The organism is Bavariicoccus seileri WCC 4188 (assembly GCF_000421665.1).
GTDB lineage: Bacteria > Bacillota > Bacilli > Lactobacillales > Aerococcaceae > Bavariicoccus > Bavariicoccus seileri.
This window is the reverse complement of record NZ_ATXL01000023.1, coordinates 1-22,931: the sequence shown is the minus strand read 5'-3', so window position 1 is coordinate 22,931 and position 22,931 is coordinate 1. Positions and strand designations below refer to the sequence as shown.

General features: G+C 37.1%; 18 protein-coding genes. 16 read left to right on the top strand and 2 right to left on the bottom strand.

What is annotated here, in order from left to right; all coding sequences use genetic code 11:
* Genes obgE through H541_RS0106220 form a run of 6 tightly spaced genes read left to right on the top strand, consistent with a single transcriptional unit; the run spans position 1 to position 7,780 of the window.
* Positions 1-1,299, top strand: coding sequence for a GTPase ObgE (obgE, locus tag H541_RS0106245; RefSeq protein WP_022796466.1), 1,299 nt, complete (start codon positions 1-3; stop codon positions 1,297-1,299).
* Positions 1,300-1,324: 25 nt separating this feature from the next.
* Positions 1,325-3,157, top strand: coding sequence for an acyltransferase family protein (locus H541_RS0106240; protein ID WP_022796465.1), 1,833 nt, complete (start codon positions 1,325-1,327; stop codon positions 3,155-3,157).
* A 14-nt stretch (positions 3,158-3,171) separates the two neighbouring features.
* Positions 3,172-4,098, top strand: coding sequence for a ribonuclease Z (gene rnz, locus H541_RS0106235; protein ID WP_022796464.1), 927 nt, complete (start codon positions 3,172-3,174; stop codon positions 4,096-4,098).
* Positions 4,099-4,905 (top strand): SDR family NAD(P)-dependent oxidoreductase, encoded by an 807-nt coding sequence (locus tag H541_RS0106230; protein ID WP_022796463.1) that lies wholly within the window; start codon positions 4,099-4,101, stop codon positions 4,903-4,905.
* Between the two features lie 23 nt (positions 4,906-4,928).
* Positions 4,929-7,241 carry a single-stranded-DNA-specific exonuclease RecJ gene (recJ, locus tag H541_RS0106225; RefSeq protein WP_022796462.1) on the top strand — a complete coding sequence of 771 codons (2,313 nt, stop codon included), beginning with the start codon at positions 4,929-4,931 and terminating at the stop codon, positions 7,239-7,241.
* A gap of 26 nt (positions 7,242-7,267) precedes the next feature.
* A complete protein-coding gene (locus tag H541_RS0106220; RefSeq protein ID WP_022796461.1) occupies positions 7,268-7,780 on the top strand; it encodes an adenine phosphoribosyltransferase in 513 nt (170 codons plus the stop codon).
* A 273-nt stretch (positions 7,781-8,053) separates the two neighbouring features.
* On the opposite strand, the gene lexA is transcribed toward H541_RS0106220, so the two are convergent.
* Positions 8,054-8,677, bottom strand: a complete 624-nt coding sequence (lexA, locus tag H541_RS0106215; protein ID WP_022796460.1) for a transcriptional repressor LexA — start codon at positions 8,675-8,677, stop codon at positions 8,054-8,056.
* Positions 8,678-8,822: 145 nt separating this feature from the next.
* Between lexA and H541_RS0106210 the strand changes: the two genes are divergently transcribed.
* The 5 genes from H541_RS0106210 (at position 8,823) to H541_RS0106190 (ending at position 15,058) form a co-directional block, all read left to right on the top strand.
* Positions 8,823-9,074: a DUF896 domain-containing protein gene (locus H541_RS0106210; protein WP_022796459.1), complete on the top strand. Its 252-nt coding sequence runs from the start codon at positions 8,823-8,825 to the stop codon at positions 9,072-9,074.
* 12 nt (positions 9,075-9,086) lie between these two features.
* Positions 9,087-11,090 (top strand): transketolase, encoded by a 2,004-nt coding sequence (gene tkt / locus H541_RS0106205; protein WP_022796458.1) that lies wholly within the window; start codon positions 9,087-9,089, stop codon positions 11,088-11,090.
* 60 nt (positions 11,091-11,150) lie between these two features.
* Positions 11,151-11,378 (top strand): YneF family protein, encoded by a 228-nt coding sequence (locus tag H541_RS0106200; protein ID WP_022796457.1) that lies wholly within the window; start codon positions 11,151-11,153, stop codon positions 11,376-11,378.
* Between the two features lie 158 nt (positions 11,379-11,536).
* Complete coding sequence (locus H541_RS0106195) at positions 11,537-13,288, top strand: ABC transporter ATP-binding protein (RefSeq protein WP_022796456.1); 1,752 nt, start codon at positions 11,537-11,539, stop codon at positions 13,286-13,288.
* On the top strand, positions 13,289-15,058 hold the full coding sequence (locus tag H541_RS0106190) for an ABC transporter ATP-binding protein (protein ID WP_022796455.1): 1,770 nt from the start codon (positions 13,289-13,291) through the stop codon (positions 15,056-15,058). It begins immediately after the preceding gene.
* A 151-nt stretch (positions 15,059-15,209) separates the two neighbouring features.
* On the opposite strand, the gene H541_RS0106185 is transcribed toward H541_RS0106190, so the two are convergent.
* The gene (locus tag H541_RS0106185; protein WP_022796454.1) at positions 15,210-15,803 is read right to left on the bottom strand and encodes a lysophospholipid acyltransferase family protein; all 594 of its coding nucleotides are present in this window, start codon (positions 15,801-15,803) and stop codon (positions 15,210-15,212) included.
* Between the two features lie 149 nt (positions 15,804-15,952).
* On the opposite strand from H541_RS0106185, the gene H541_RS12785 reads away from it, so the two are divergent.
* The 5 genes from H541_RS12785 to frr all read left to right on the top strand — a co-directional run bounded on the left by H541_RS12785 (position 15,953) and on the right by frr (position 22,491).
* On the top strand, positions 15,953-19,072 hold the full coding sequence (locus tag H541_RS12785; protein ID WP_022796453.1) for an SNF2-related protein: 3,120 nt from the start codon (positions 15,953-15,955) through the stop codon (positions 19,070-19,072).
* A 305-nt stretch (positions 19,073-19,377) separates the two neighbouring features.
* Positions 19,378-20,139: a 30S ribosomal protein S2 gene (rpsB, locus tag H541_RS0106175; RefSeq protein WP_022796452.1), complete on the top strand. Its 762-nt coding sequence runs from the start codon at positions 19,378-19,380 to the stop codon at positions 20,137-20,139.
* Between the two features lie 122 nt (positions 20,140-20,261).
* Positions 20,262-21,140 (top strand): translation elongation factor Ts, encoded by an 879-nt coding sequence (tsf, locus tag H541_RS0106170; protein ID WP_022796451.1) that lies wholly within the window; start codon positions 20,262-20,264, stop codon positions 21,138-21,140.
* A 71-nt stretch (positions 21,141-21,211) separates the two neighbouring features.
* Positions 21,212-21,937, top strand: a complete 726-nt coding sequence (pyrH, locus tag H541_RS0106165) for a UMP kinase (RefSeq protein WP_022796450.1) — start codon at positions 21,212-21,214, stop codon at positions 21,935-21,937.
* The gene (gene frr, locus H541_RS0106160; RefSeq protein ID WP_022796449.1) at positions 21,937-22,491 is read left to right on the top strand and encodes a ribosome recycling factor; all 555 of its coding nucleotides are present in this window, start codon (positions 21,937-21,939) and stop codon (positions 22,489-22,491) included. The genes pyrH and frr overlap by 1 nt, the downstream gene beginning before the upstream one ends.
* The last annotated feature ends 440 nt before the right edge of the window (positions 22,492-22,931 follow it).

The window sequence follows — 22,931 nt, the reverse complement described above, 5'->3', positions numbered from 1 at the left end:
TTGAGCACATTTTTCGATACTGCGAAAATAAATGTCAAGGCCGGCAAAGGCGGAGACGGTATGGTCGCTTTTAGAAGAGAAAAATACGTCCCTGACGGAGGCCCTGCCGGTGGTGATGGCGGAAAGGGTGGAGACATCATTTTTTATGTTAACGAAGGTCTTAAAACTCTAATTGACTTTCGCTATCAGAGACATTTTAAGGCAGAGCCAGGTCAAAATGGAATGAGTAAGGGCAAATACGGCCGTGGGTCCGAGCCATTAAGAATTGGCGTACCTGCCGGAACAATAGTGAAAAATTTGACAGAAGGACGTGTCATTGCTGATTTAACTGATCCAGATGACGAAGTATTGATTGCTAAGGGTGGTCGTGGTGGTCGTGGTAACATTAGGTTTGCCACGCACCGTAATCCTGCACCAAGTATTGCAGAAAATGGTGAGCCCGGAGAAGAATTTGAGCTACTATTAGAATTAAAATTAATGGCAGATGTTGGTTTAGTTGGTTTACCATCAGTTGGCAAATCTACATTATTATCAGCTATTACGAGTGCAAAACCCAAAGTAGCTGCCTATCATTTCACAACTTTGACGCCTCAATTAGGAGTTGTTTCTTTAGGAATTAGCAAACAGTTTGTGATGGCTGATCTTCCAGGATTGATTGAGGGAGCCTCAAAAGGGGTTGGCTTAGGCCTCAGTTTCTTAAAACACATTGAAAGGACAAGGGTGTTACTTCATATTTTGGATATGGGTGGAACTGAGGGGAGAGACCCATTTGACGATTATCAAACTATCACTCAGGAACTTGCCTCATATGAATTGGATTTAACTGAAAAACCAACGATCATAGTGGCTAACAAAATGGATATGCCTGAATCGGAAGAAAGACTAGCAAACTTTATCTCAAACTACAAATCTCTATTAGGTGAAGAGCCTTTCGTCATGAAGATATCCGCCTATCAAAAAGATGGGTTGGAAGACTTGATGAAAAAAACATACCAATTAGTTGAAGAAACTCAGGTTCAACCAGTTACAACGATAGAAGACAATACACATGTTTCCTATGACTATGATGAGGAGACTCCAGCTTTTGTGATTACACGAGAAAGTGATGGGACATGGGTCGTTAGTGGCGAGAAGATTGAAAAATTGCTAGCCATGACCAAACTAGATTATGATGAAAGTGTGTTACGGTTTGCTCGTCAGCTAAGAGGGATGGGCTTAGATACTGCCTTAAGAGAACGTGGTGCTAACACTGGTGATACTGTAAGAATTAATGATTATGCCTTTGAGTTTGTTGATTGATTAATTTGAGGAGAAATGATAGCTTATGGACCAATCTAAAAGTAAACGTGTTGCCTCTATCGATGGCTTAAAATGTATCGCTATTATATTGGTTGTCTTCTATCATTTGTTGCCGTATAGGGTACCTGGTGGCTTTTTAGGGGTAGATCTCTTTTTTATCATCAGTAGTTATTTGTTAACGATTAGTTTGAAACGATCCCTAATGAATGGGGGTCATATTGGCTTGATGACACTCATCAAACACAGAGCAAAACGGCTATTTCAACCACTAATGTGGATGATTCTATTGGTCATCGCCTTTATGTTTTGGTTTCAACCAGATTTGCTGAATGATTCAAGAGCCAGTATTGTTTCTAGCCTAACCTTTACGAATAATTGGTGGCAAATAGTTAATGGTGATTCCTATTTTCAGCAAGCACTTAGTCCAAATGTATTTAGTCATCTATGGTTTATCTCCATCCTGTTTCAATTCACTTTAGCTTGGACTATCATATTCACCTTATTAGCACACCTTTTTGATCGCGAAGTGTTAATCTTACGTATTATTGTGGTCATGATTGTTGCTTCTTTTATCGCAATGTACACTTTATACCATCCCGGTGAGGATCCAACACGTGTCTATTATGGAACCGATACGAGAGCTTGTTCCTATTTACTTGGCTCCTTTTTAGCGTTAGTTTGGCCCATCAATCGTTTAAATAAAACTATCAGTAATAGACAGTCCTTGTTTTTAGATTTTTGTGGCTTGTGTTTTAGCCTTAGCATGCTTTGGTTCGTATTGACGCTACAAGATAATCAACCTTTTACTTATAAAGGCGGTATTTTTCTATTTGCACTATCAGCGACAGGATTATTTGCAGTAAGTGTCAACCCAAATACTCTGTGGAACAGGCTACTAAGTCTTAAGCCAATCGTCTCCATAGGAAAGAGAAGTTATTCCTATTACATTTGGTATTATCCGATTATCACTTTATACCAGTATAAGCTAACCAATCATACTGATTACTCCACGCTTCATATCCTCATTCAAGTGCTACTTATAGCTTTATTGGGTGAGTTGAGCTACAGAGTTTTCGAAAAGAAACACTTATTCTCGATTTTTGGGTTTGGCTTCTTTAAGAAAGTTGTTACATTAACCCGAAGTACAGTACGTAATCCCTTAAAGTATATCCCTGATTGGATTGCACTAATGGTTGTATTAGTTGTCCCTGTATCTGCTGTTTTAGGGTTTCTAAACGCCCCAGAAGGAAGAAATAGACTAGCTTCTGAGATTGAAAAAAGTGTTTCAGAACGTTATCAAATGGCAAATAAGGACCCAAGGCAAACGACTGTTATCAATCGAATTGACGGCTTAAACCAAGAAGAAACAAATTTTACCAGCGGGCTTGCTATCAGCTTCTTTGGGGATTCTACTTTATTGGCAAGCGCAAACCATTTACAAAAGATTTTTCCCAAAGCTACCTTTGACGCTGAAAGAGGAAGACAGCTGTATCAAGTACTCCCTGATATAGAAAAATACGTATCTACGGGAGATGCACAGGACACTGTTGTTTTGATGTTGGGGACAAATGGGACTTTCTCCGATGATCAACTCAATGCCGTTATGGATGCTTTAGGAGATAGTCGACAAATCTTCTTGGTGAACACTTATGTTCCTAAGCCTTGGCAAAATGATGTTAACAGAAAGTTAGAGAAAACTGCTAATGAGCGATCTAATGTTCATTTGATAGATTGGAACAAAGCGGCAATAGCTCATCCTGATTGGTTATATGAGGACCACATACACCCAAATGAGGAAGGTAGCAAAGAATTCGGCATCTTAGTTGCCAAACAAATCACGCAAGTCTTAAGCGATTAGAAAGGTAGATTTTCTTGCAATTACAATTTTTAGGAACTGGGGCAGGAGTGCCCTCTAAGAAAAGAAATGTCTCTTCAATAGCATTGAAACTATTGCCCGAAAATAATCAGATATGGTTGTTCGATTGTGGCGAGGCTACTCAACATATGATTTTAAAAACACCTATCAAGCCACGAAAAATTACAAAGATATTCATTAGTCATTTACATGGTGATCATATTTTTGGGATTCCGGGTTTTTTAAGTTCGCGTTCTCACCAAGGTGGTGTCGAACCAGTTGATATATATGGTCCAGTTGGACTAGAGGAATATGTCAGAACAACCTTGAAAATTAGCCAATCTAAGCTTGGATATCAATTGATTTTTCATGAATTAACACACGATGGTGTGGTTTACGAAGATAATCAATTTATTGTTTCAACGGTCAAACTAGAACATATCATTCCTTCTTATGGTTTTCGAATAGTAGAGAAAGACACGGTTGGTCATTTGGACGCTCATAAGCTCACAGAATTGGGCATCCCAGCCGGACCGCTTTATGGAAAAATCAAAAAAGGGGAAACGATAACTTATGGTGGCAAAACTATTTGTGGCTCTGATTTTATAAGTCCACCAGTCAAAGGGCGTAGATTAGCTATCATTTTTGATACGAGAAGTTGTCAGCAACGGTACAGTTTAGCCAAAGATGTTGATGTTTTGGTTCATGAAGCTACATTTATGAGCGAGGAACAGAACTTGGCACATAGTTATTACCATTCCACTATAAAAGACGCCACCGATTTAGCTATTAAAGCTGATGCTAAACATCTTTTACTGACCCACATTAGCAGTCGTTATGTGGGCGAATCTTGTAGTCGATTTGTTGCTGAAGCTAAATCTCTTTTCAAACAAACAAAAGTGATGAACGATCTAGAATGTTTTGAAATCGTTAGAGAGGACTAAGTGATACTAGTGACGCAACGTTTTGCTTCCCAAAAAATCGTTTTAACAGGAGCTAGTTCTGGATTAGGACAAGCTATTGCAAATCAATTAGCGGAAGAAGGAGCTGATCTTATACTAATTGCCCGTAGAAAAACGGTGCTAGAAGAAATGGTTAATCGATATACTCATGAATACCATAGCAACAGTACCTTTTATTCGTGCGATTTAGCAGATGAAACGGGTGTATCTCAGTTGATTGCTTACTTGACTCAGTTGCCAACTGTTGATTATATGATCAATTGTGCTGGTTATGGTCGTTTTGATTTTTATAGCCAATTACAGACAACTGATACTAAAAACTTGTTTATGGTAAACACTCTAAGTCCTATTGCAATTAGTAAAGCTATGGCTAGTAAAATGTCACAACAAGGATTTGGACATATTGTTAATATCTGTTCACAAGCGGCTAAGATTGCAACACCAAAAACAACGACATATAGTGCAAGCAAAGCAGCTCTTTACCAGTATAGTAATGCTTTACGTTTAGAACTAGAGCAGTCCGCATCTAATGTTTTAGTCACTACTATTAATCCTGGTCCTATTAAAACGCCATTTTTTGAACATGCCGATAGGGAGGGTAACTATCTCACTAACTTGGGTAACTTCGTTTTGGAGCCGGATGATGTTGCGAAGAAAACGGTAAATGCCTTGATTTCCTATAAGCGTGAAGTGAATCAGCCAAGGCTAATGGCGTTCGCAAGTAAACTTTACAACCTATTTCCTACCTTTGGAGATTGGCTGATTGTTCATTTTTTTGATAAAAAATAATGATATTTATACACTAGAAAGTGGTGAACCCAATTCTAACATCAAAATATTTATGGACACATCCCGATACCTTAACTGAAGATGAGCAAGACAAAATTGCAGCATACGCCAAAAAATTTAAAGTGTCATCATTAGCCATTCGCATTTTGTGGCAAAGAGGGTATCACTCGCTTGAAGAAATAGAAGTTTTTTTTGATGATACTAAATTACCTTACCACGATCCTTTTCTTTTATATGATATGAAAAGGACGATTGATCGAATCAAAACAGCTATCACAGCTAATGAGTCGATTTTGATTTACGGCGATTACGATGCCGATGGTGTTACGAGCACTGCTATATTAGCTGAAACGCTTGAAATGTTAGGCGCTAATTACGAGACTTACATCCCTAATCGCTTCACGGATGGTTATGGTCCAAATAGTGCTATTTATAATTATTACATCGATAAGGGAACTACTTTGATCATTACCGTTGATAATGGGGTCAGTGGTCACAGTGCTATTAAAGATGCCATGAGTAAAGAAGTAGATGTTATTGTAACAGATCATCATGAGCTACCAACTACTTTGCCAGAAGCATATGCTATTATTCATCCAAGACATCCTGATGGCTCCTATCCTTTTTCAGATTTATGTGGAGCTGGGGTCTCGTTAAAAGTCGCTCATGCATTATTAGGGGAGTTACCTCAAGAATTACTAGATCTCGTCGCTATTGGTACCGTTGCTGATCTTGTATCATTAACAAACGAGAATAGGACAATCGTAAAATCTGGATTAGTCCTTATAAAACAGCGAAGTCGAATTTCATTATCTGTACTATTAAAGATATTAGGAATTACCACTGATGATTCATTAACCGAAGAAACGATAGGATTTCAGATTGCGCCCATACTGAATGCTGTTGGACGAATAATGGATGCTAATCCACTTGTTCAGTTTCTGACGACCTTCGATGAGGAGAATGCATTAGAACAGGCTAATGCCTTTATCGCCATAAACGAAGAACGAAAAGAACTAGTGACTGCCATTTTTGATGATGCCTTAAAGAAAATTAGGCAGCAAAATCTAGAAAAACGCAAATTTATTCTTCTTTATAGCAACGATTGGCATCAGGGCGTTCTTGGGATAGTTGCTAGTAAGTTAGTAGAGCTCTTCCAAAAACCAATATTATTGCTTACAGATAGTGAAGAGAGCGGTATCGTTAAAGGATCTGCTAGGTCTATAGCAGCTGTGAATCTATATCAAGCCTTATCAGCGGCTAAAGAAACAACGATTGCTTATGGCGGCCACCATATGGCTGCCGGCGTTAGTTTAAAAAAAGAAAAGATTACAGATCTTGAAGAAAAACTAGAATCATTTGTCTCATCTATCCCATTCTCGAAAGAGGAGAAAATGGTAGATATTATTTTACCCATCGATCAAATCACTAGCAAAACAATTAAAATGATTGATTCTTTAAGACCGTTTGGAACAGGTTTTGTCAAACCGTTAGTAGAAATTGATAATGTAGTATTTGATTCAGTAAAAATCATTGGTGCTTTAAAAAATCATCTTAAGCTAACTAATAGCACTTTTAACACCATAGCTTTCGGATTTTCTCAACATTATGAAGAGTTAAACGCACGTATGGCTTACAATTGTTGTGGCTACCTTTCGTTAAACAGATGGATGGGGAAAGAGACGCCACAATTAATATTAATTGATTTCAATTCAGAGGACGAGTTATGGCTGGACAAACGAAAATCAAAATTTGATAAAGACCTTTTAAAAACTAAAAATGCCGTTCTTTTATATGAAACAACTAAAATTGGCGATTGGTTACTAGAGCATATTGACGATTCAAGTATCGTTCAACCATATAGTGGAATAGATACAGCAAATTGGAAGGATAAGAAATGCGTTATCCTAATTGAATGTCCGCTCATTTCCTTAAAAAATCGTTTAGAACACGACCTGAAAGGATATGTTGTCTGGCTCGTTGCTTATCCTTTCTACAATTACTTAAAGCGGCCAATGCCATCTCGAAATGATTTTAAATTGATGTATAAAACCTTATCCAGTAAACCAAAATGGTCAGGGGATGACATACATCAATTAAGACAGACGTTCTTGAAAAAAGAATTCAGCGCTGATAAATTTAATTTAATACTTCAGGTGTTTTCGCAATTAAAATTTGTTACAATTACTGATGGATGGCTTTCTTTCAATTATGAAAAAGAAAGTAAGAAGCTATCAGATGCTGAAGCATATCAGAAACGTCAAGTTGCAATCACCGAACAGCGGTTTTATCAATTTGAGTCATTAGAAAAAATTAAGTCTCATATTAATAATTAACATGGGACAATGTCAGGGAGATAAATATGGATTTAAGAAATTATGTTGCTAGCATACCCGACTTTCCAGAGAAAGGCATTATTTTTAGAGATATTTCGCCATTAATGGCAGATGGTGCTGCTTATCAACAAGCTACTCAGGAAATTGTAGATTATGCATCGGAAAAGAAAGTTGATATGATTGTTGGGCCAGAAGCACGGGGGTTCATAGTAGGATGTCCTGTAGCCTATAAATTAGGGGTCGGGTTCGCTCCAGCTCGCAAGAAGGGAAAATTACCGCGCGAGACTGTGGAAGTCAATTATGGACTTGAATACGGCACAAACACCTTGCAACTCCATAAAGATGCCATCAAACCAGGACAACGTATCCTAATTTGTGACGATTTGTTAGCCACTGGTGGCACTATAGCCGCTACTATAAAATTGGTAGAGGAATTAGGTGGAATAGTTGTGGGAACTGCGTTCATTATTGAACTGACTGACCTTCATGGACGTGATAAAATTAAGGGCTACGATGTCCTTGCTTTAATGGATTATTAATTTAACATTTTAATGGATTATTAATTTTAATCATAATTAAATGTGCAGAAAGCTTCTGTATGCATTCTTAAGACGGGATGCTATCATTTTTCTACTTTCCTGATGAGGGCAGTTATTCAAATAAAGGTACCTTCATAAACAGGTGATTAACTGTATTTTAAAAAGCACTAAAAAGTGAGTATAAACTCCTTTTTAGTGCTTTTCCATTTGGTTCAACTTTATTGAATTTTGGTTTATATCAATAGAGCCCAGCCATAATTAATACTTGTCGCTTTAAAACACGTGACTTCTATAAAGTCCGACGACTTTACCTAAAATAGTAACATTATCCAAAATGATAGGATCCATCGTATCATTTTCTGGTTGCAAACGAACATATCCTTTTTCGCGATAAAATCGTTTGCAAGTTGCTTCGTCCTCGTCGGTCATTGCAATGACAATATCACCATTTTTGGCAGAACTGGTTTTGCGAATAATAACTTGATCACCATCAAAAATACCCGCATTAATCATACTTTCTCCCCGAATTGTCAACATGAATAATTCTGTTGTATCATTCATAAATTCTGGTGGAGTAGGGAAGTAATCTGTGGCATCTTCGACTGCTAAAATAGGTTCACCTGCTGTTACAGTTCCAATCAATGGTATTGCAGCGGGTTGGATTCCTAATGCCTTCAACGCAAAGCTGGTGAGCTCCATTGCCCTCGGCTTACTTTTATCTCTTTCTAGGTAACCTTTTTGTTCAAGACGGTCTAAATGACCATGTACAGTAGAAGTTGAAGCCAAATCAACTGCTTGGCATATTTCTCTCACTGTAGGGGGATATCCATTCGTTTTGATAGCGTCATATATATATGATAATATATTGATTTGTCTATTTGTCAGTCCCTTTACCACAATATCACCACTTTCAAATGATTTGTTTACATTTTAGCATATACGGTAACAGGAATCAAACAAATGTTCGTATTTATTTATTTTCATTTTAATGAAGAGATGTGCTAAAATAAACTATGTATGTTATAGAATTTGAGGTGATATGATGCTTGAAGAGTCAAAAATGAAGCGAATCAATGCGTTAGCCGCTAAAAAGAAGCAGGAAGGTTTGACTGAAGCTGAAAAAAAAGAGCAGTCTGACCTGCGTGAAGAGTATTTAGCTGTTTTTCGCAAGGGAATGAGAAAACACATCGAGGGATTGAAGGTAGTAGATCCTGTCGGCAATGATGTCACTCCAGATAAGTTGAAAACTATTCAAAAATCAAAAAAACTTCATAAAAGACATTTAGAAGAGTAAAGGAGATTGTTTATGTTTGATACGATTGATCAATTAGCTGTCAATACTGTTCGTTCATTAAGTGTTGAAATGGTACAAGCAGCCAATTCTGGTCACCCAGGATTGCCGTTAGGTGCCGCTCCAATGGCCTATACTTTATGGTCTAAATATTTGAAAGTCTCCCCTAAGGACCCTGATTGGTTCAATAGAGATAGATTTGTTTTATCTGCTGGACACGGGTCTGCCTTATTATATAGTTTACTTCATTTATCTGGTTACAAGGTTTCAATTGACGATATCAAGTCTTTTCGCCAATTAAATAGCAACACACCAGGACATCCAGAAGTCAAACATACGGACGGTGTGGAAGCAACAACAGGGCCACTTGGGCAAGGAATAGCCAACGCAGTCGGTTTTGCCATGGCAGAAGCACATTTAGCTGCAACCTATAACAAACCCGACTTTCCAATCGTTGATCATCATACTTTTGTCTTATGTGGTGATGGTGATTTGATGGAAGGTATTTCAAGCGAGGCTTGTAGTTTAGCCGGAACCTTAAAACTTGGAAAATTGATTATGCTTTATGATTCAAATGATATTAGTTTAGATGGACCTCTTGATAAAGCTTTCAATGAAGATATTGAAGGACGGTTCAAATCAATTGGGTGGCAATACCTGCGAGTAGAAGATGGTAATGATCTTGATAGTATTGCTAATGCAATAGAGGAAGCTCAAAATGAGGTTTCAAAACCTACTATGATTGAAGTCAAGACGACAATCGGTTTTGGGTCTCCTAATGCTGGAACACACAAGGTTCATGGTAGTCCGTTGGGTGAAGAGGGTATCATCAAAACTAAAGAAGCACTTGGTTGGTCTTATGAGGACTTCTTTGTACCTGATGAGGTAAAACATCGTTTTGAAAAGCTAATGATTCACTCAGGTCACGAGGAATACTTAGAATGGTTACAACTAGTCGACGATTATGAAAAAAACTATCCAGAGCTAGCGAAAGCCTTTAGGACAAGTCTAAGACAAGAGTTGCCTGATGATTTAGAAAGTAAATTGCCTGTTTATCATGTAGATGATAAGGAACTGGCAAGTCGTGTCTCTAGCCAAAACGCTATTCAAGAAATTGGCAAAAACTTACCTAATTTCTGGGGAGGATCAGCGGATCTTTCCAGTTCAAACAATACAATGAATAAGAATTCGTCTGATTTTTCTGCCGAAGATTATGCAGGTAAAAACATTTGGTTTGGTGTTCGTGAATTTGCTATGGGCGCTGCACTTACTGGTATAAATCTTCATGGGGGATTAAAAACTTACGCCGGTACATTCTTTGTATTTAGTGACTATTTAAAAGCTGCCATAAGAGTTGCAGCCATCAGTCAAGTGCCAAACATTTATGTGTTTACACATGATTCTGTTGCTGTTGGAGAAGATGGCCCAACTCATGAACCTATTGAACAATTAGCTGCTTTTAGAGCTACCCCTAATCTTGATGTGATCAGACCAGCTGATGGAAATGAAGTCAATGCGGCATGGCTTTGTGCGTTGAAAGCAACTGACCATCCAACATTATTGGTATTGTCAAGACAAGGATTACCAGTTCTACCACATACTGATAAATGGGCGTATGATGGTGTCGAAAAGGGTGGCTATGTCTTAAGTCCTAGCGAAAGTGGTGAACCTCATGGTATCCTAATTGCCACAGGGTCAGAGGTTGCCTTAGCGATTGATGCACAGACGGCTTTAAAAGAAGAAGGGTATGACGTTTCTGTAGTATCATTGCCTAGTTATTCTCGCTTTAAGAAGCAATCTAGTGATTATATTGCCTCTGTGTTACCTGATACGGTCAGAAATCGTGTTTCTATCGAAATGGGAAGTTCATTTGGGTGGGGAGATATTGTCGGCTTAGATGGTAGATCAATTGCTATCGATACATTTGGTGCTAGTGGTAAGGGACCAGAAGTGGTTGAACACTTTGTATTCACTACAAAAAATATTGTAAAAACTTACATTGAAGCATATGGAAAATAATTTAAAACCGCATGATGTATGTTTAACACTTAATCGTGCAGCTTACTATTGGAGGAAAACATGAATACAGGACTTTGGGTTTTATTTATCGTAATCGCATTGGTTTTAGGGGTCGTAATTGGCTTTTTTGGAGCAAGAAGATATATGATTAAATATTTTCAAGAAAACCCTCCGATCGATGAAAATATGTTAAGAACTATGATGATTCAAATGGGTCAAAAACCATCTGAAAAGAAAATCAAACAAATGGCACTTGCAATGAAAGCTCAAGCAAAAAAAGCTAATTAACTATAAAGTAGACCTAAGCTATTAGAACGAAACTTTATTGAAATTGAATGAGACATCAAAAGATGGATCGGTTTTGTAATCGATCCTTTCTTTATTGTTTATTTCAACTAAATTACCAATGAAAAAACTATAATCAAGCATAGAAACGAAGTGATTTTTTGTCAATTTTCAAACGACTTGGATGGTTTTTTAAACAAGAAAAAAGAGCTTATATTTCTGGAGTCTTTATGCTATTTTTAATTGCTATTCTCCAGACGCTCAATCCTTATTTGATAGGGAAGGTAGTCGATGAGATTGCATCAGACCATATGATGGTTAATATGGTCATTATATTTATAACGATTCTAGGTGTCAGTGGTATTTTTCAATACTTATTCCGTTACTATTGGCGTGTTAAGATATTTGGGACATCAGCAAAACTTGAGAAGATTTTACGTCAAAGACTTTATAAACATTTTACGGAAATGGATGCTCAATTTTATCAAGAACATCGAACCGGAGATTTGATGGCCCATGCAACAAACGATCTCAATGCAATACGTTTAGTCGCAGGCCAGGGTATTCTAACCTTAGCTGATTCTCTTTTTACAGGTGGTGCGACTCTAATATCAATGTTTTTATTTGTTGATTGGCGTCTCACTCTAGTGGCCATGTTACCATTACCATTTTTAATACTCAGTTCTCAAAAAATAGGACATAAGATTCATCAAGGATTTCGAAGGGCACAAGCCAGTTTTTCAGCAATGAACTCAAAAGTTCAAGAAAGTGTCTCAGGGGTTAGGGTTATCAAAACATTTGGTGAGGAATCATTAGATATTGATGACTTTAAAAGAGTGACTAATGACGTTGTAAAAGCAAACATGAGCGTGACTAAATATGACGCAATGTTTAACCCCAATATCAACTTATTCACTGGTATTAGTTACGCTATCACTATTGTTATGGGTGGTATGCTTGTGACTAATAATGAGTTATCTATTGGATCGTTGGTGGCATTTATCAGTTATGTCGGCATGATGATTTGGCCAATGTTAGCGGTTGGCCAATTGTATAACCTATTAGAACGGGGAAATGCAAGTTATGATAGGATCGTAAATCTGTTTGATCAATCTAGCCATATTTACAAAGCTGATAATGGGAAGAAATCCGGTATTGCATCAGATTGGCACATTGCAATTAATCGATTTTGTTATCCTGATGCACAACAAGCTGTACTAAAAGACATTGATTTTAACTTAAAAAATGGCCAAACTATCGGAATTGTGGGAAAAACAGGTTCCGGGAAATCCACTTTATTTAAGTTGCTGTTGCGGGAATATGATCAGTTTACTGGATCTATTCGTGTAGGTGGTGTTTCAATCCGTGATTTTGATATGGATTATTATCTCAAGAGTATCGGATATGTTCCGCAAGATAATTTTCTGTTTTCTACTACAATAGCAGAAAATATTAAGTTTGCAGATCCTACTTTATCCGAAGAAAAAGTTCGTTATGCAGCTAAACTAGCTGATATCGATGAAAACATTCTTGAGTTGCCAGAAGGTTACCAAACGCTTGTCGGAGAAAGAGGTGTCTCACTGTCGGGGGGACAAAAACAAAGAATATCGATTGCTAGAGCGTTAGTAACTGATCCGGAATTACTGATTCTGGATGATTCCTTATCGGCAGTCGATGCTAAGACTGAGCAGAAAATACTAAGCAACCTAAAAGATGTCCGTCAGAATAAGTCTACAATCATTTCTGCACATAGAATGAGTTCAGTCATGGATGCTGATCTTATTTTAGTCTTGGATAATGGTCTCATCCAAGAAGTCGGGACTCACGACCAATTGATGGCAAACCAAGGTTGGTATTATAGAATGTATGAAAAACAAAAGCTTGAGCAGCATCTTGAAGGGGGGCAACTATAAATGGAAAAACGTCCTCATTTTACAACAGGAGAATCTTTTGCCATTCTAAAAAGGATTGTCAGATATACTTTTCCCTTTAAGAAAACTTTTGGTATCAGTTTACTCTTCAGCCTTTTGCTTGCATTGACAAATATGCTCATGCCACTGATTATCCAAAGATTCATGGATGATTATATTCGTACAGGAAAAGCAACAGTACGCATCGCACTCTTATTTGCAATAACCTATTTGAGTGCTAACTTGTTTAAAATGGTTTTCCAATACTTAGAACGCTATTTGTTTACAAAAGCAAGTTTAAAAACTGTTGAGCATATTCGAAATACACTGTTTACAAAAATAAACACGCTAGGAGTGAAGTTCTTTGATTCTACCCCTGCAGGGTCACTTGTATCACGCTTAACCAATGATACTGAAACGGTCAGAGATTTTTGGAACGTCTTTTTAGCTATCATTGAGGGTAGTTTTGGAATGGTTACAGTACTGATAGCGATGTTTGCACTTAATTTTCAAATCTCACTTTACTTTTTGATTTTTATTCCCATAATGTTGTTTTTGATCTGGTTTTATCAACGTTATAGTTCAGTTGTCTATAGAACAATGAGAGAACGGCTAAGTCAATTGAACAGCCAATTAAATGAATCTATTTCTGGAATGGCCATTATACAACAGTTTAATCAAGAAAAAAGGTTGACTCGTGAATTTGAAAAAATCAATAATGCCTATTTTGTTGATAGAAAACGTATGGTAAGGATGAATTCATTATTACTCAATCCTGTAATCAATATGCTGCAAACATTAGCATTAGTCATTATACTAAGTTTGTTCAGTCATAGAGCGTTAAGTAACCACGTTGAAATTGGTATTATCTACGCATTTACTACCTACATCAGTAATTTTTTCAGTCCAATGAGAATGGTTATGGGTAACCTGAGTATCTATCAAGATGGTTTAGTATCCTCCTCCCGTATATTAGACTTAATGGATAATACGGAATTAGCGCCTAAACAACTGATAAATAATTCAGCAAAAATTACCGAAGGAGCCATTGAATTCAAAAATGTTTCGTTTGCTTACGATCAAAAAAATTTAGTCTTAAAAAACATAAGCTTTAAGGTAAATCCAGGCGAGACAGTTGCCTTAGTTGGTCATACAGGATCAGGTAAAAGTTCCATTATTAATCTATTCATGCGTTTTTATGATTTTGATGAAGGGGAAATCACCATTGATGGCTATTCGATCAAAGAGTTGCCTCTAAGTGAACTGAGAACAAAAGTGGGACTTGTGATGCAGGATTCATTTTTATTTTATGGGGATATTTATCATAACATTGCGTTATTAGATCGAAATATCTCTGAAAATGATGTGAGAGAAGCCGCTAGATTTGTCGATGCTGAACATTTCATCGAAGGACTGAATGAACAATACCATGCGAAAGTCATCGAAAGAGGGACAGGATATTCAAGTGGCGAAAAGCAATTACTATCATTTGCACGTACGATTGTTAGAAAGCCAAAAATTTTGGTGATGGATGAAGCAACCGCAAATATAGATACGGAAACTGAAGCTGTTATTCAAAAAAGTTTAAGGATGATGAGAAAGGGTAGAACTACTATTGCTATCGCTCACCGCTTGTCAACAATCAATGATGCTGATCAAATATTAGTGCTAGACCACGGTCAAATTGTTGAAAGAGGAACTCATGATGAACTAATCGCTAAAGAGGGGATTTATTACAAGATGTATCAGATCCAATCTCATCACGAATTTTAAACGAACTAACAATCATAAATTTTAAATGAACTAACAATCATGAGTGATAAAAGAAATAGGCTATGGCAACGTTTTTTTGCCATAGCCTATTTCTTTGTTTAAAAACAACCCGTATCCCGTATAAGGAACATAAGGTCTTGTTTCTGTTGCTTTATTTATCTTTAAATAGGTCCCAGTTGACATCATTTTTTTCATAAGAAGCTGTTAACACATCATTAAATTCAGCTAATTTTTCTTTTGAATCAATAATAATCGGTTTGTCGATTCTCACAATCATTTTTTGCCTTTTTAGAATGTTCTTTAATTGTAAAGGACCGTTATAAACAGCAGGTACAACTGGAGTTTTTGCTAAGCGTGCAATAGTTCCTGTTCCATTTTTTAAGTTTTCCGAATGTCTTGTGCCACTAGGGAAAATTAGCAGCGCCTTCTTATTTTTTTTGATCTCATTAACCGGATATTTAATAACACTAGGGCCAGGTTTGGCACGGTCGACTGGGAAAGCACCCAACTTTTTGATAAACCAGCCAAATAAAGGATTTTGGAATAATTCTTTTTTGGCCATAAATATAAGTGGGGTTGGTTGAAAAGCAATCGCAATAGCTACGGGGTCCATCCAACTATGGTGAGGAGCCGCAATAACATAGCCACTATCAGTAGGAATGTTTTCTTTACCTTCAATATGGATACGACCATTTAGAAGCCAAATAAGCCATTTAACAAGTAGTAATACAATTTTAAAAAACATGCAACATACTCCTTCTGTAAAAGTAACTCTAGTTTAATTTAAAACGATAACTATGGCAACTTTATTATTCCTATTTGAGATATGCTATAATAATAAGATGAATATAACGTTTAATTCGAGTATTATTGGCAAATTAAGGGGCGCTATAGATGAAATGGAATATTCCAACACGAATTATAGATGAAGGCAAAAAATTGTTAAACGACGGGAAGGTCATTAATGTTCATCCAGATCGCAATGAGCCTCTTTGGTATGCAGAGGTTATCGATGATAAAAACTATCGCGTTGTTCTAGATGGGACTGGGAAAGAACAGGACCGTTGTCAATGCCATGAATGGCACTTAAACCATTATTGTCCCCATACAGTTGCTGTAGAGCTCTATCTTAGAAAGCATCTAGGTACTAGATTATGGCAAAAGGATAGTTACAAAAATCCGCTATTTAAACAACAGAAAACCTTGCCAAATTTGGATGAACTCTTATCCGTTAAAATGAGATACCAACCGTTTTTGGGACAAAGTTACAAGAGCTTAGATCTAATATTAGCCTTTGAACAACTAGTTATTGGCGGGGATAAGGGACATTATTTTATTTTATCAGCACCTCTTTTAAATGAAAACTCTCACAATATTTCTTTTGTAGACTGGTTAGAGAAATTACTCACCGATCAATATCTGCCCATTTCTGTTCAACCGCCAAAAAAACAAGTCTCGTTTTTTAAGAAATTAGCGCATTTAACAGTTGGACAACCGATTAATCAGAGTATTAAACAACTTAAAAAATATCAAAATTCTGTTGTAGTCATGCCTCACCAGTTGGACCGCATAATAGACCTTTTAAGAATGAGTGAAGAAGAGATTAGCTGTCTTCATGATTTTTCATTCAAAAAGCTAAGTCACTTACCGCTTGTTTCACTAGTAGGAAACGAGATCACTTCTTTAAAGATAATGAAATCATTTCTGGTGGATACTTTTAATTACGTCATTATTATAACTGAAAATGATTTACCTACTGCAATTTACAGTGTGACTCCGGAACTTACTGATGCCTTAAAGGGTTTATCAATCATTAATTATCAAATCGTCTCACAACAGATTATCCAATTCTCCAAGGATGAGTTGATTACTATCGGAGAGAAAAAAAGCTCCATCGTAGAAGCTGTTTTGCCACTATTCTTCAAAATCATGGATAACATAAAGGAAATTAAGTCAAACGAGAAACTAGTCATTGATTTATCTGGTCGACAACTGAGTACCGAATTTGAAGTAGGGGTTATATTTGAGTATGGCCAAGAAATTTCACTTCCCATATTGAAGTCTCATGAGCAAACAAGTGACTTAGTCATTTGGCGTAGTGATAATGAACTGAAATTTCACGAAACGGCACTTTCATTGGGAGGGATGTGGAGAGATAATAAATTGGTTTTCCCTTCGAATACACCTGATGATCGGTGGCATCTAGTGAATAAGGTTATTCCGTTTTTGAGAAAGTTTGAGTTTTCATATGACCAAAACTTGTATGACAAAAAAAGCGTTTCAATAACACCAGTCATCTCGTCTCATCAAAACTATCTATCAATTTCATTTGATACAACAAATATCGAAAAAAGTGATGTCGACCATATTTTGCAGGCCATAAAGTCTGGTAGACGATATTATGAAACAAATACGGGTCACTTTTTACAGATTGAAAAAAAATCGATTGAAGCTATTGATGATTTGACAAATAATCTTCATTTGTCTAAGAAGGACTTAACAGATGATACACGATTATCGATGGTTAAACTGCCACTTATCGAACAATTGAAGGACAAGTTAAAACTTTCAAGTGATATCAAGGACCTCTTACACGTTTTTAAATCTCAAGATTCTGCTAATATTACTCTTGATTCAACTATTAGTAAATTTTTGAAACCCTACCAAACTGACGGTGTCAAATGGTTAAAACGCTTAAACTATTGGCACTTAGGTGGAATACTTGCTGATGAGATGGGCCTAGGCAAAACTATTCAAATGATTGCCCTTATAACCACACAGTACGGAGACAAGTCTTGGCGTGAGGACCATCCTGTGATGATTATCTGTCCAGCATCATTGGTAGATAATTGGTTAAATGAGTTTAAACGATTTTCTCCTGATATCACAACAATCAGATACCGTGGCACAAAAAATGATCGTCAGCAATTGCTTGATGATATTCCTAACAAGGGTGTTTTTATTATGTCATATGGTACTTTTATCCAAGATTCAGACGATTTAATCAATTTGCCGTGGGCTAGTTTGGTATTAGATGAAGCTCAATATGTCAAAAATTATAGGAGTAAAACACATAAAATATTGGAACATTTTACATTTGTTCCGATTTACGCCTTGAGCGGTACCCCCCTAGAGAACAATCTAGTGGAATATTGGAGTATCATGTCTCTAGTTGCACCTGACCTTTTTCCGAGCCTTGCTCACTTTCAGCATTTATCAGTCCAAACAATCAAACGATTATCCGCTCCTTTCTTTTTAAGAAGAGAGAAAAAAGAGGTTTTGAAAAATCTACCTGGATTGATTGAAGTCGATTGCTTACTAGACTTGTGTCCTGAACAAAAAAAGCTTTATTTAGCTCAATTAGAATCCATTCGAGAAGAAATAAGCCAATATGGAGAAACTGAAATCAACCAGAACCGGTTTAATATTCTTGCTGGTCTGACACGGTTAAGGCAAATTTGCTGTCATCCTGGTCTTGTTACCCAGGAGTGGAAGATGGGGTCCGTAAAGTATAATGAAATTCTACATTTGTTAATGAAGCATCCAACAGAGCAATGGCTAATCTTCAGTCAGTTTGCTTCTGGGCTTCCTCATTTAGCCGAATTCTTAAAACAAAAGGGCTATAGTACCTTTTTACTTGATGGCAAAACCCCCATAGAAGTGAGACAAAAAATGGTCAATAGATTTAACAAAGGGGAAAGACCTATATTTTTGATTTCTCTCAAAGCTGGCGGCACTGGTTTGAATCTATCCGCTGCTAGCAGAGTCATTTTGTTGGATCTATGGTGGAATCCAGCTGTAGAAGAGCAAGCAGCGGCACGTGCCCATAGAATAGGCCAATCAAGAAACGTTACAGCATACCGACTGATTGCCAAAGGGACAATAGAAACAAAAATCCGTAGTCTGCAAAACCATAAACGTGAGCTAGTAGCTGAGGTCGTTAAAGACAGTTCCAGAGTACAATCACTCTCAAAATCGTTAACACCTGATGAATTAAAACAATTGTTCTTTTAACACCTGTTGAAGCATGAGTTAATCTGGCAGTCACTTTTATTGTTAAGAATCACTCAAATTAATAGGGTGTTTTGAATGAGTTAGGAGATTATCGTTAGTTTATAACTTGGATATTTTCAGTTAATAATTACTCCTAACCGAAATTTCCATTTCTTTCCCCTTGCTAAGACATTCATAATTTTGTATAATGATAGACGGTCTATGACCAATCTGCACTAACTGGGACGACTATTAGGGTGCTCGTGAGAGTCTGATAAGCGTATGAACAGTTGGGAAGCAAAAAACCAAATGGAGGAAAATATATTATGGCAGTAATCTCAATGAAACAATTACTAGAAGCAGGGGTTCATTTCGGACACCAAACACGTCGGTGGAATCCTAAAATGTCTCGTTACATCTTTACTGAACGTAACGGAATCTACATTATTGATTTACAAAAAACTGTAAAATTAGTCGATAATGCCTATAACTATGTTAGGGATATCGCAGCAGATGGTGGCAAGGTTTTGTTTGTAGGAACTAAGAAACAAGCCCAAGATGCTATTAAAGAAGAAGCAGAACGTTCTGGTCAATATTATGTTAATCATCGTTGGTTAGGTGGAACACTTACAAACTGGAACACCATCCAAAAAAGAATCAAACGTTTGAAAGACATCAACCGTATGGAAGAAGACGGTACATTCGATGTTCTTCCCAAAAAAGAAGTTGGACTATTAAATAAAGAACGTGAAAAACTTGAAAAATTCTTAGGCGGTATCAAAGACATGCCTGGATTACCAGATGTTCTCTTTATCGTTGATACTCGCAAAGAAAGAATTGCTGTCCAAGAAGCTCACAAATTGAACATTCCTATCGTTGCTATGGTCGATACAAATTGCGACCCAGACGAGATTGATGTTGTTATCCCTTCAAATGACGATGCCATTCGTGCCGTTAAACTTATTACTGGTACGATTGCTGATGCTATTATCGAAGGAAAACAAGGTGCAGAAGAAGCTCCAGAAGATACTGAAGATGATAAATCATTAGAAGATATCGTAAAAGTAGTTGAAGGCGACAATAAATAATAAGTATTAATTATATAGAATTTAGTCGTCTCTTGATGGACTTTAGAGGTTTATAACCACTAGTTATATATCCACTCCAATCGTTGAGACGACTTTTTTTGAAAATAATAGGAGGATCAATAATGTCTAAAATTTCTGCAAAATTGGTAAAAGAACTTAGAGATATGACCGGTGTTGGTATGATGGATGCTAAAAAAGCTTTAGTTGAAGTTGAAGGAGACATCGAAAAGGCAGTCGATTTCTTACGAGAAAAGGGTATGGCAAAAGCTGCTAAGAAAAGTAACCGTATAGCCGCTGAAGGAATCACTGAGATCGTTGAAAAAGGAAATAAGGCTGTTATCGTAGAAGTAAACGCCGAAACTGACTTTGTTGCTAAAAATGATAAATTCTTAAAACTAGTTGATGATATCGCTAATGCTATCCTTGATAACGACCCTAGTACGCTTGATGATGCTTTAGCATTGACTGTTGATGGTAAGTCAGTAGCTGATTTGATTGCTGAAGCAACAACCGTTATAGGAGAAAAAATCTCTTTACGTCGTTTCAAAGTCCTTTCCAAAACAGATAGCCAACACTTTGGAGCGTACTCACATATGGGTGGACGCATCAGTGTAATTGTTCTGCTTGAAGGGGCGAATGATGATATTGCTAAAGATGTTGCGATGCATGTTGCTGCAATCAATCCTAAGTACATTTCAAGAGAACAAGTTTCTCCTGAAGAATTGGAACACGAAAAAACAGTTTTGACTGAACAAGCTTTGAATGAAGGCAAGCCAGCCAATATTGTTGAAAAAATGATCCATGGTCGTTTGAACAAGTTCTTGTCAGAAATATCATTGAATGACCAACCATTTGTTAAAGATCCCGATGTAACTGTAAGTAAATATGTTACGTCTCATGATGGTAGGGTATTAGATTTTGTCCGCTTTGAAGTAGGCGAAGGCATTGAAAAACGTCAAGAAAACTTTGCTGACGAAGTTATGGGACAAATTAAGAAGTAATCGTCTGATGACTGATCGAGGGATAATCTAATAGGTTATCCCTTTTTTTCAAATAGAGAAAGGAAATTATGATGGTTGATCCTAAATATAAACGAGTAGTGCTTAAGTTGAGTGGGGAAGCATTAGCAGGACAAGATGGCTTTGGGATCAATCCCGAAACAATCAAAGGTATAGTAAAAGAAATCAAAGATGTTCATGATTTGGGCGTTGAGATAGCAATTGTAGTCGGTGGCGGAAATATCTGGCGTGGTAAAATTGGTGCCGAAATGGGCATGGAACGTTCTCAAGCAGATTACATGGGAATGCTAGCGACTGTAATGAACGCACTAGGACTTCAAGATACATTAGAGAATATTGGTGTCCCTACACGCGTTCAAACCGCTATTGATATGAGACAAATTGCGGAACCGTATATCAGAAGAAAAGCTATCAGACATTTGGAAAAGAAGCGTGTCGTCATTTTTGCTGGTGGAATCGGTAGTCCTTATTTTTCAACAGATACAACCGCTGCCTTAAGAGCAGCTGAAATAGATGCTGATGTCATTTTAATGGCGAAGAATAATGTTGATGGTATTTATAATGCTGATCCGAAAATTGATAGTCATGCAATTAAGTTTACAGAACTCACACATTTAGATATTATTAATAAAGGGTTACAAGTTATGGATACGACTGCTAGCTCATTAAGTATGGATAATAATATTCCATTGATCGTGTTCAATCTCAACAAAGAAGGTAACATTCGTAAGGTTATATTAGGGGAAGAAATTGGAACAAAAGTTAGGAGGGATAAATAATGGCTACTATTTTAAAAACTGCAGAACAGCATATGGATAAGTCTCTTGACGCTTTAAATAGAGAACTTGGTTTAGTCAGAACTGGTGTTGCAAATGCAAGCATATTGAATAGGACTTTGGTTGATTATTACGGAGTTAAAACTCCCGTTAACCAAGTTGCATCAGTCTCAACACCAGAACCACGAATGCTCTTGATTTCTCCTTATGATCCCAATACGCTTAAAGATATTGAAAAAGCGATTCTTCAAAGCGATATTGGTATTACGCCAAATAATGACGGTGAAGTTATACGTTTGGTTGTACCTCAACTGACTAAGGATAGAAGAGAGCAACTAGCTAAGGAAATAAGTAAATATGGTGAAACTGCTAAAGTTAGTATCCGAAATATTAGAAGGGATGCTATTGCTGAAAGCAAAGAAGCTGAGAAGAATAACGAATTAACAGAAGACGATCTTCACTTATTGGAAAAAGATATCCAAGACTTGACTAATAAATTTAGCAAAAAAATCGATGCTATGATTGAGCGAAAATCGCAGGAGATTCTTTCAGACTAATTTTTGGCATCAGTTTTTCCGATTCTTGCTAATCGATTAAATTTATTATAAATTAACCCTTAAAAAGGACTGTGACGAGGAATTTGTCACAGTTTTTTGTTGTGCGCCCAGCATGGGCGATAACTTGGTGGTGAAAGTCCACTACAGGCTTGGCAGTAGGAACTGTTAGCTGAAGGCAAGGGTGTCCACCGTGAGGTGGAATCTGAAGGAAGCTGAAAGCAAATACTCGCACTGACGAACAGAAATCTCATATGGAGGCTGGATTGGGACGGACGAGCTTGCAACACAAAGCAAAGTCCAATACTGCACGAATCCCATTTAGTAAATGAGGCAGTGACATGAGTGGAAGGTTATCGCACCTTACCTGGGGAGGTCTGTCTAGCGATAAAAACTATCGTAGTAACAACGAATAGACAGAAGTCAGCAGAGGTCATAGTAGG

Bases quoted from the DNA above. Each gene is read 5' to 3' on its own strand.
- H541_RS0106240 (WP_022796465.1), top strand. From the start codon at position 1,325: ATGGACCAATCTAAAAGTAAACGTGTTGCCTCTATCGATGGCTTAAAA.
- H541_RS0106220 (WP_022796461.1), top strand. From the start codon at position 7,268: ATGGATTTAAGAAATTATGTTGCTAGCATACCCGACTTTCCAGAGAAA.
- H541_RS0106210 (WP_022796459.1), top strand. From the start codon at position 8,823: ATGCTTGAAGAGTCAAAAATGAAGCGAATCAATGCGTTAGCCGCTAAA.
- tkt (WP_022796458.1), top strand. From the start codon at position 9,087: ATGTTTGATACGATTGATCAATTAGCTGTCAATACTGTTCGTTCATTA.
- H541_RS0106200 (WP_022796457.1), top strand. From the start codon at position 11,151: ATGAATACAGGACTTTGGGTTTTATTTATCGTAATCGCATTGGTTTTA.
- H541_RS0106190 (WP_022796455.1), top strand. From the start codon at position 13,289: ATGGAAAAACGTCCTCATTTTACAACAGGAGAATCTTTTGCCATTCTA.
- H541_RS0106185 (WP_022796454.1), bottom strand. From the start codon at position 15,803: ATGTTTTTTAAAATTGTATTACTACTTGTTAAATGGCTTATTTGGCTT.
- H541_RS12785 (WP_022796453.1), top strand. From the start codon at position 15,953: ATGAAATGGAATATTCCAACACGAATTATAGATGAAGGCAAAAAATTG.
- rpsB (WP_022796452.1), top strand. From the start codon at position 19,378: ATGGCAGTAATCTCAATGAAACAATTACTAGAAGCAGGGGTTCATTTC.
- tsf (WP_022796451.1), top strand. From the start codon at position 20,262: ATGTCTAAAATTTCTGCAAAATTGGTAAAAGAACTTAGAGATATGACC.
- pyrH (WP_022796450.1), top strand. From the start codon at position 21,212: ATGGTTGATCCTAAATATAAACGAGTAGTGCTTAAGTTGAGTGGGGAA.
- frr (WP_022796449.1), top strand. From the start codon at position 21,937: ATGGCTACTATTTTAAAAACTGCAGAACAGCATATGGATAAGTCTCTT.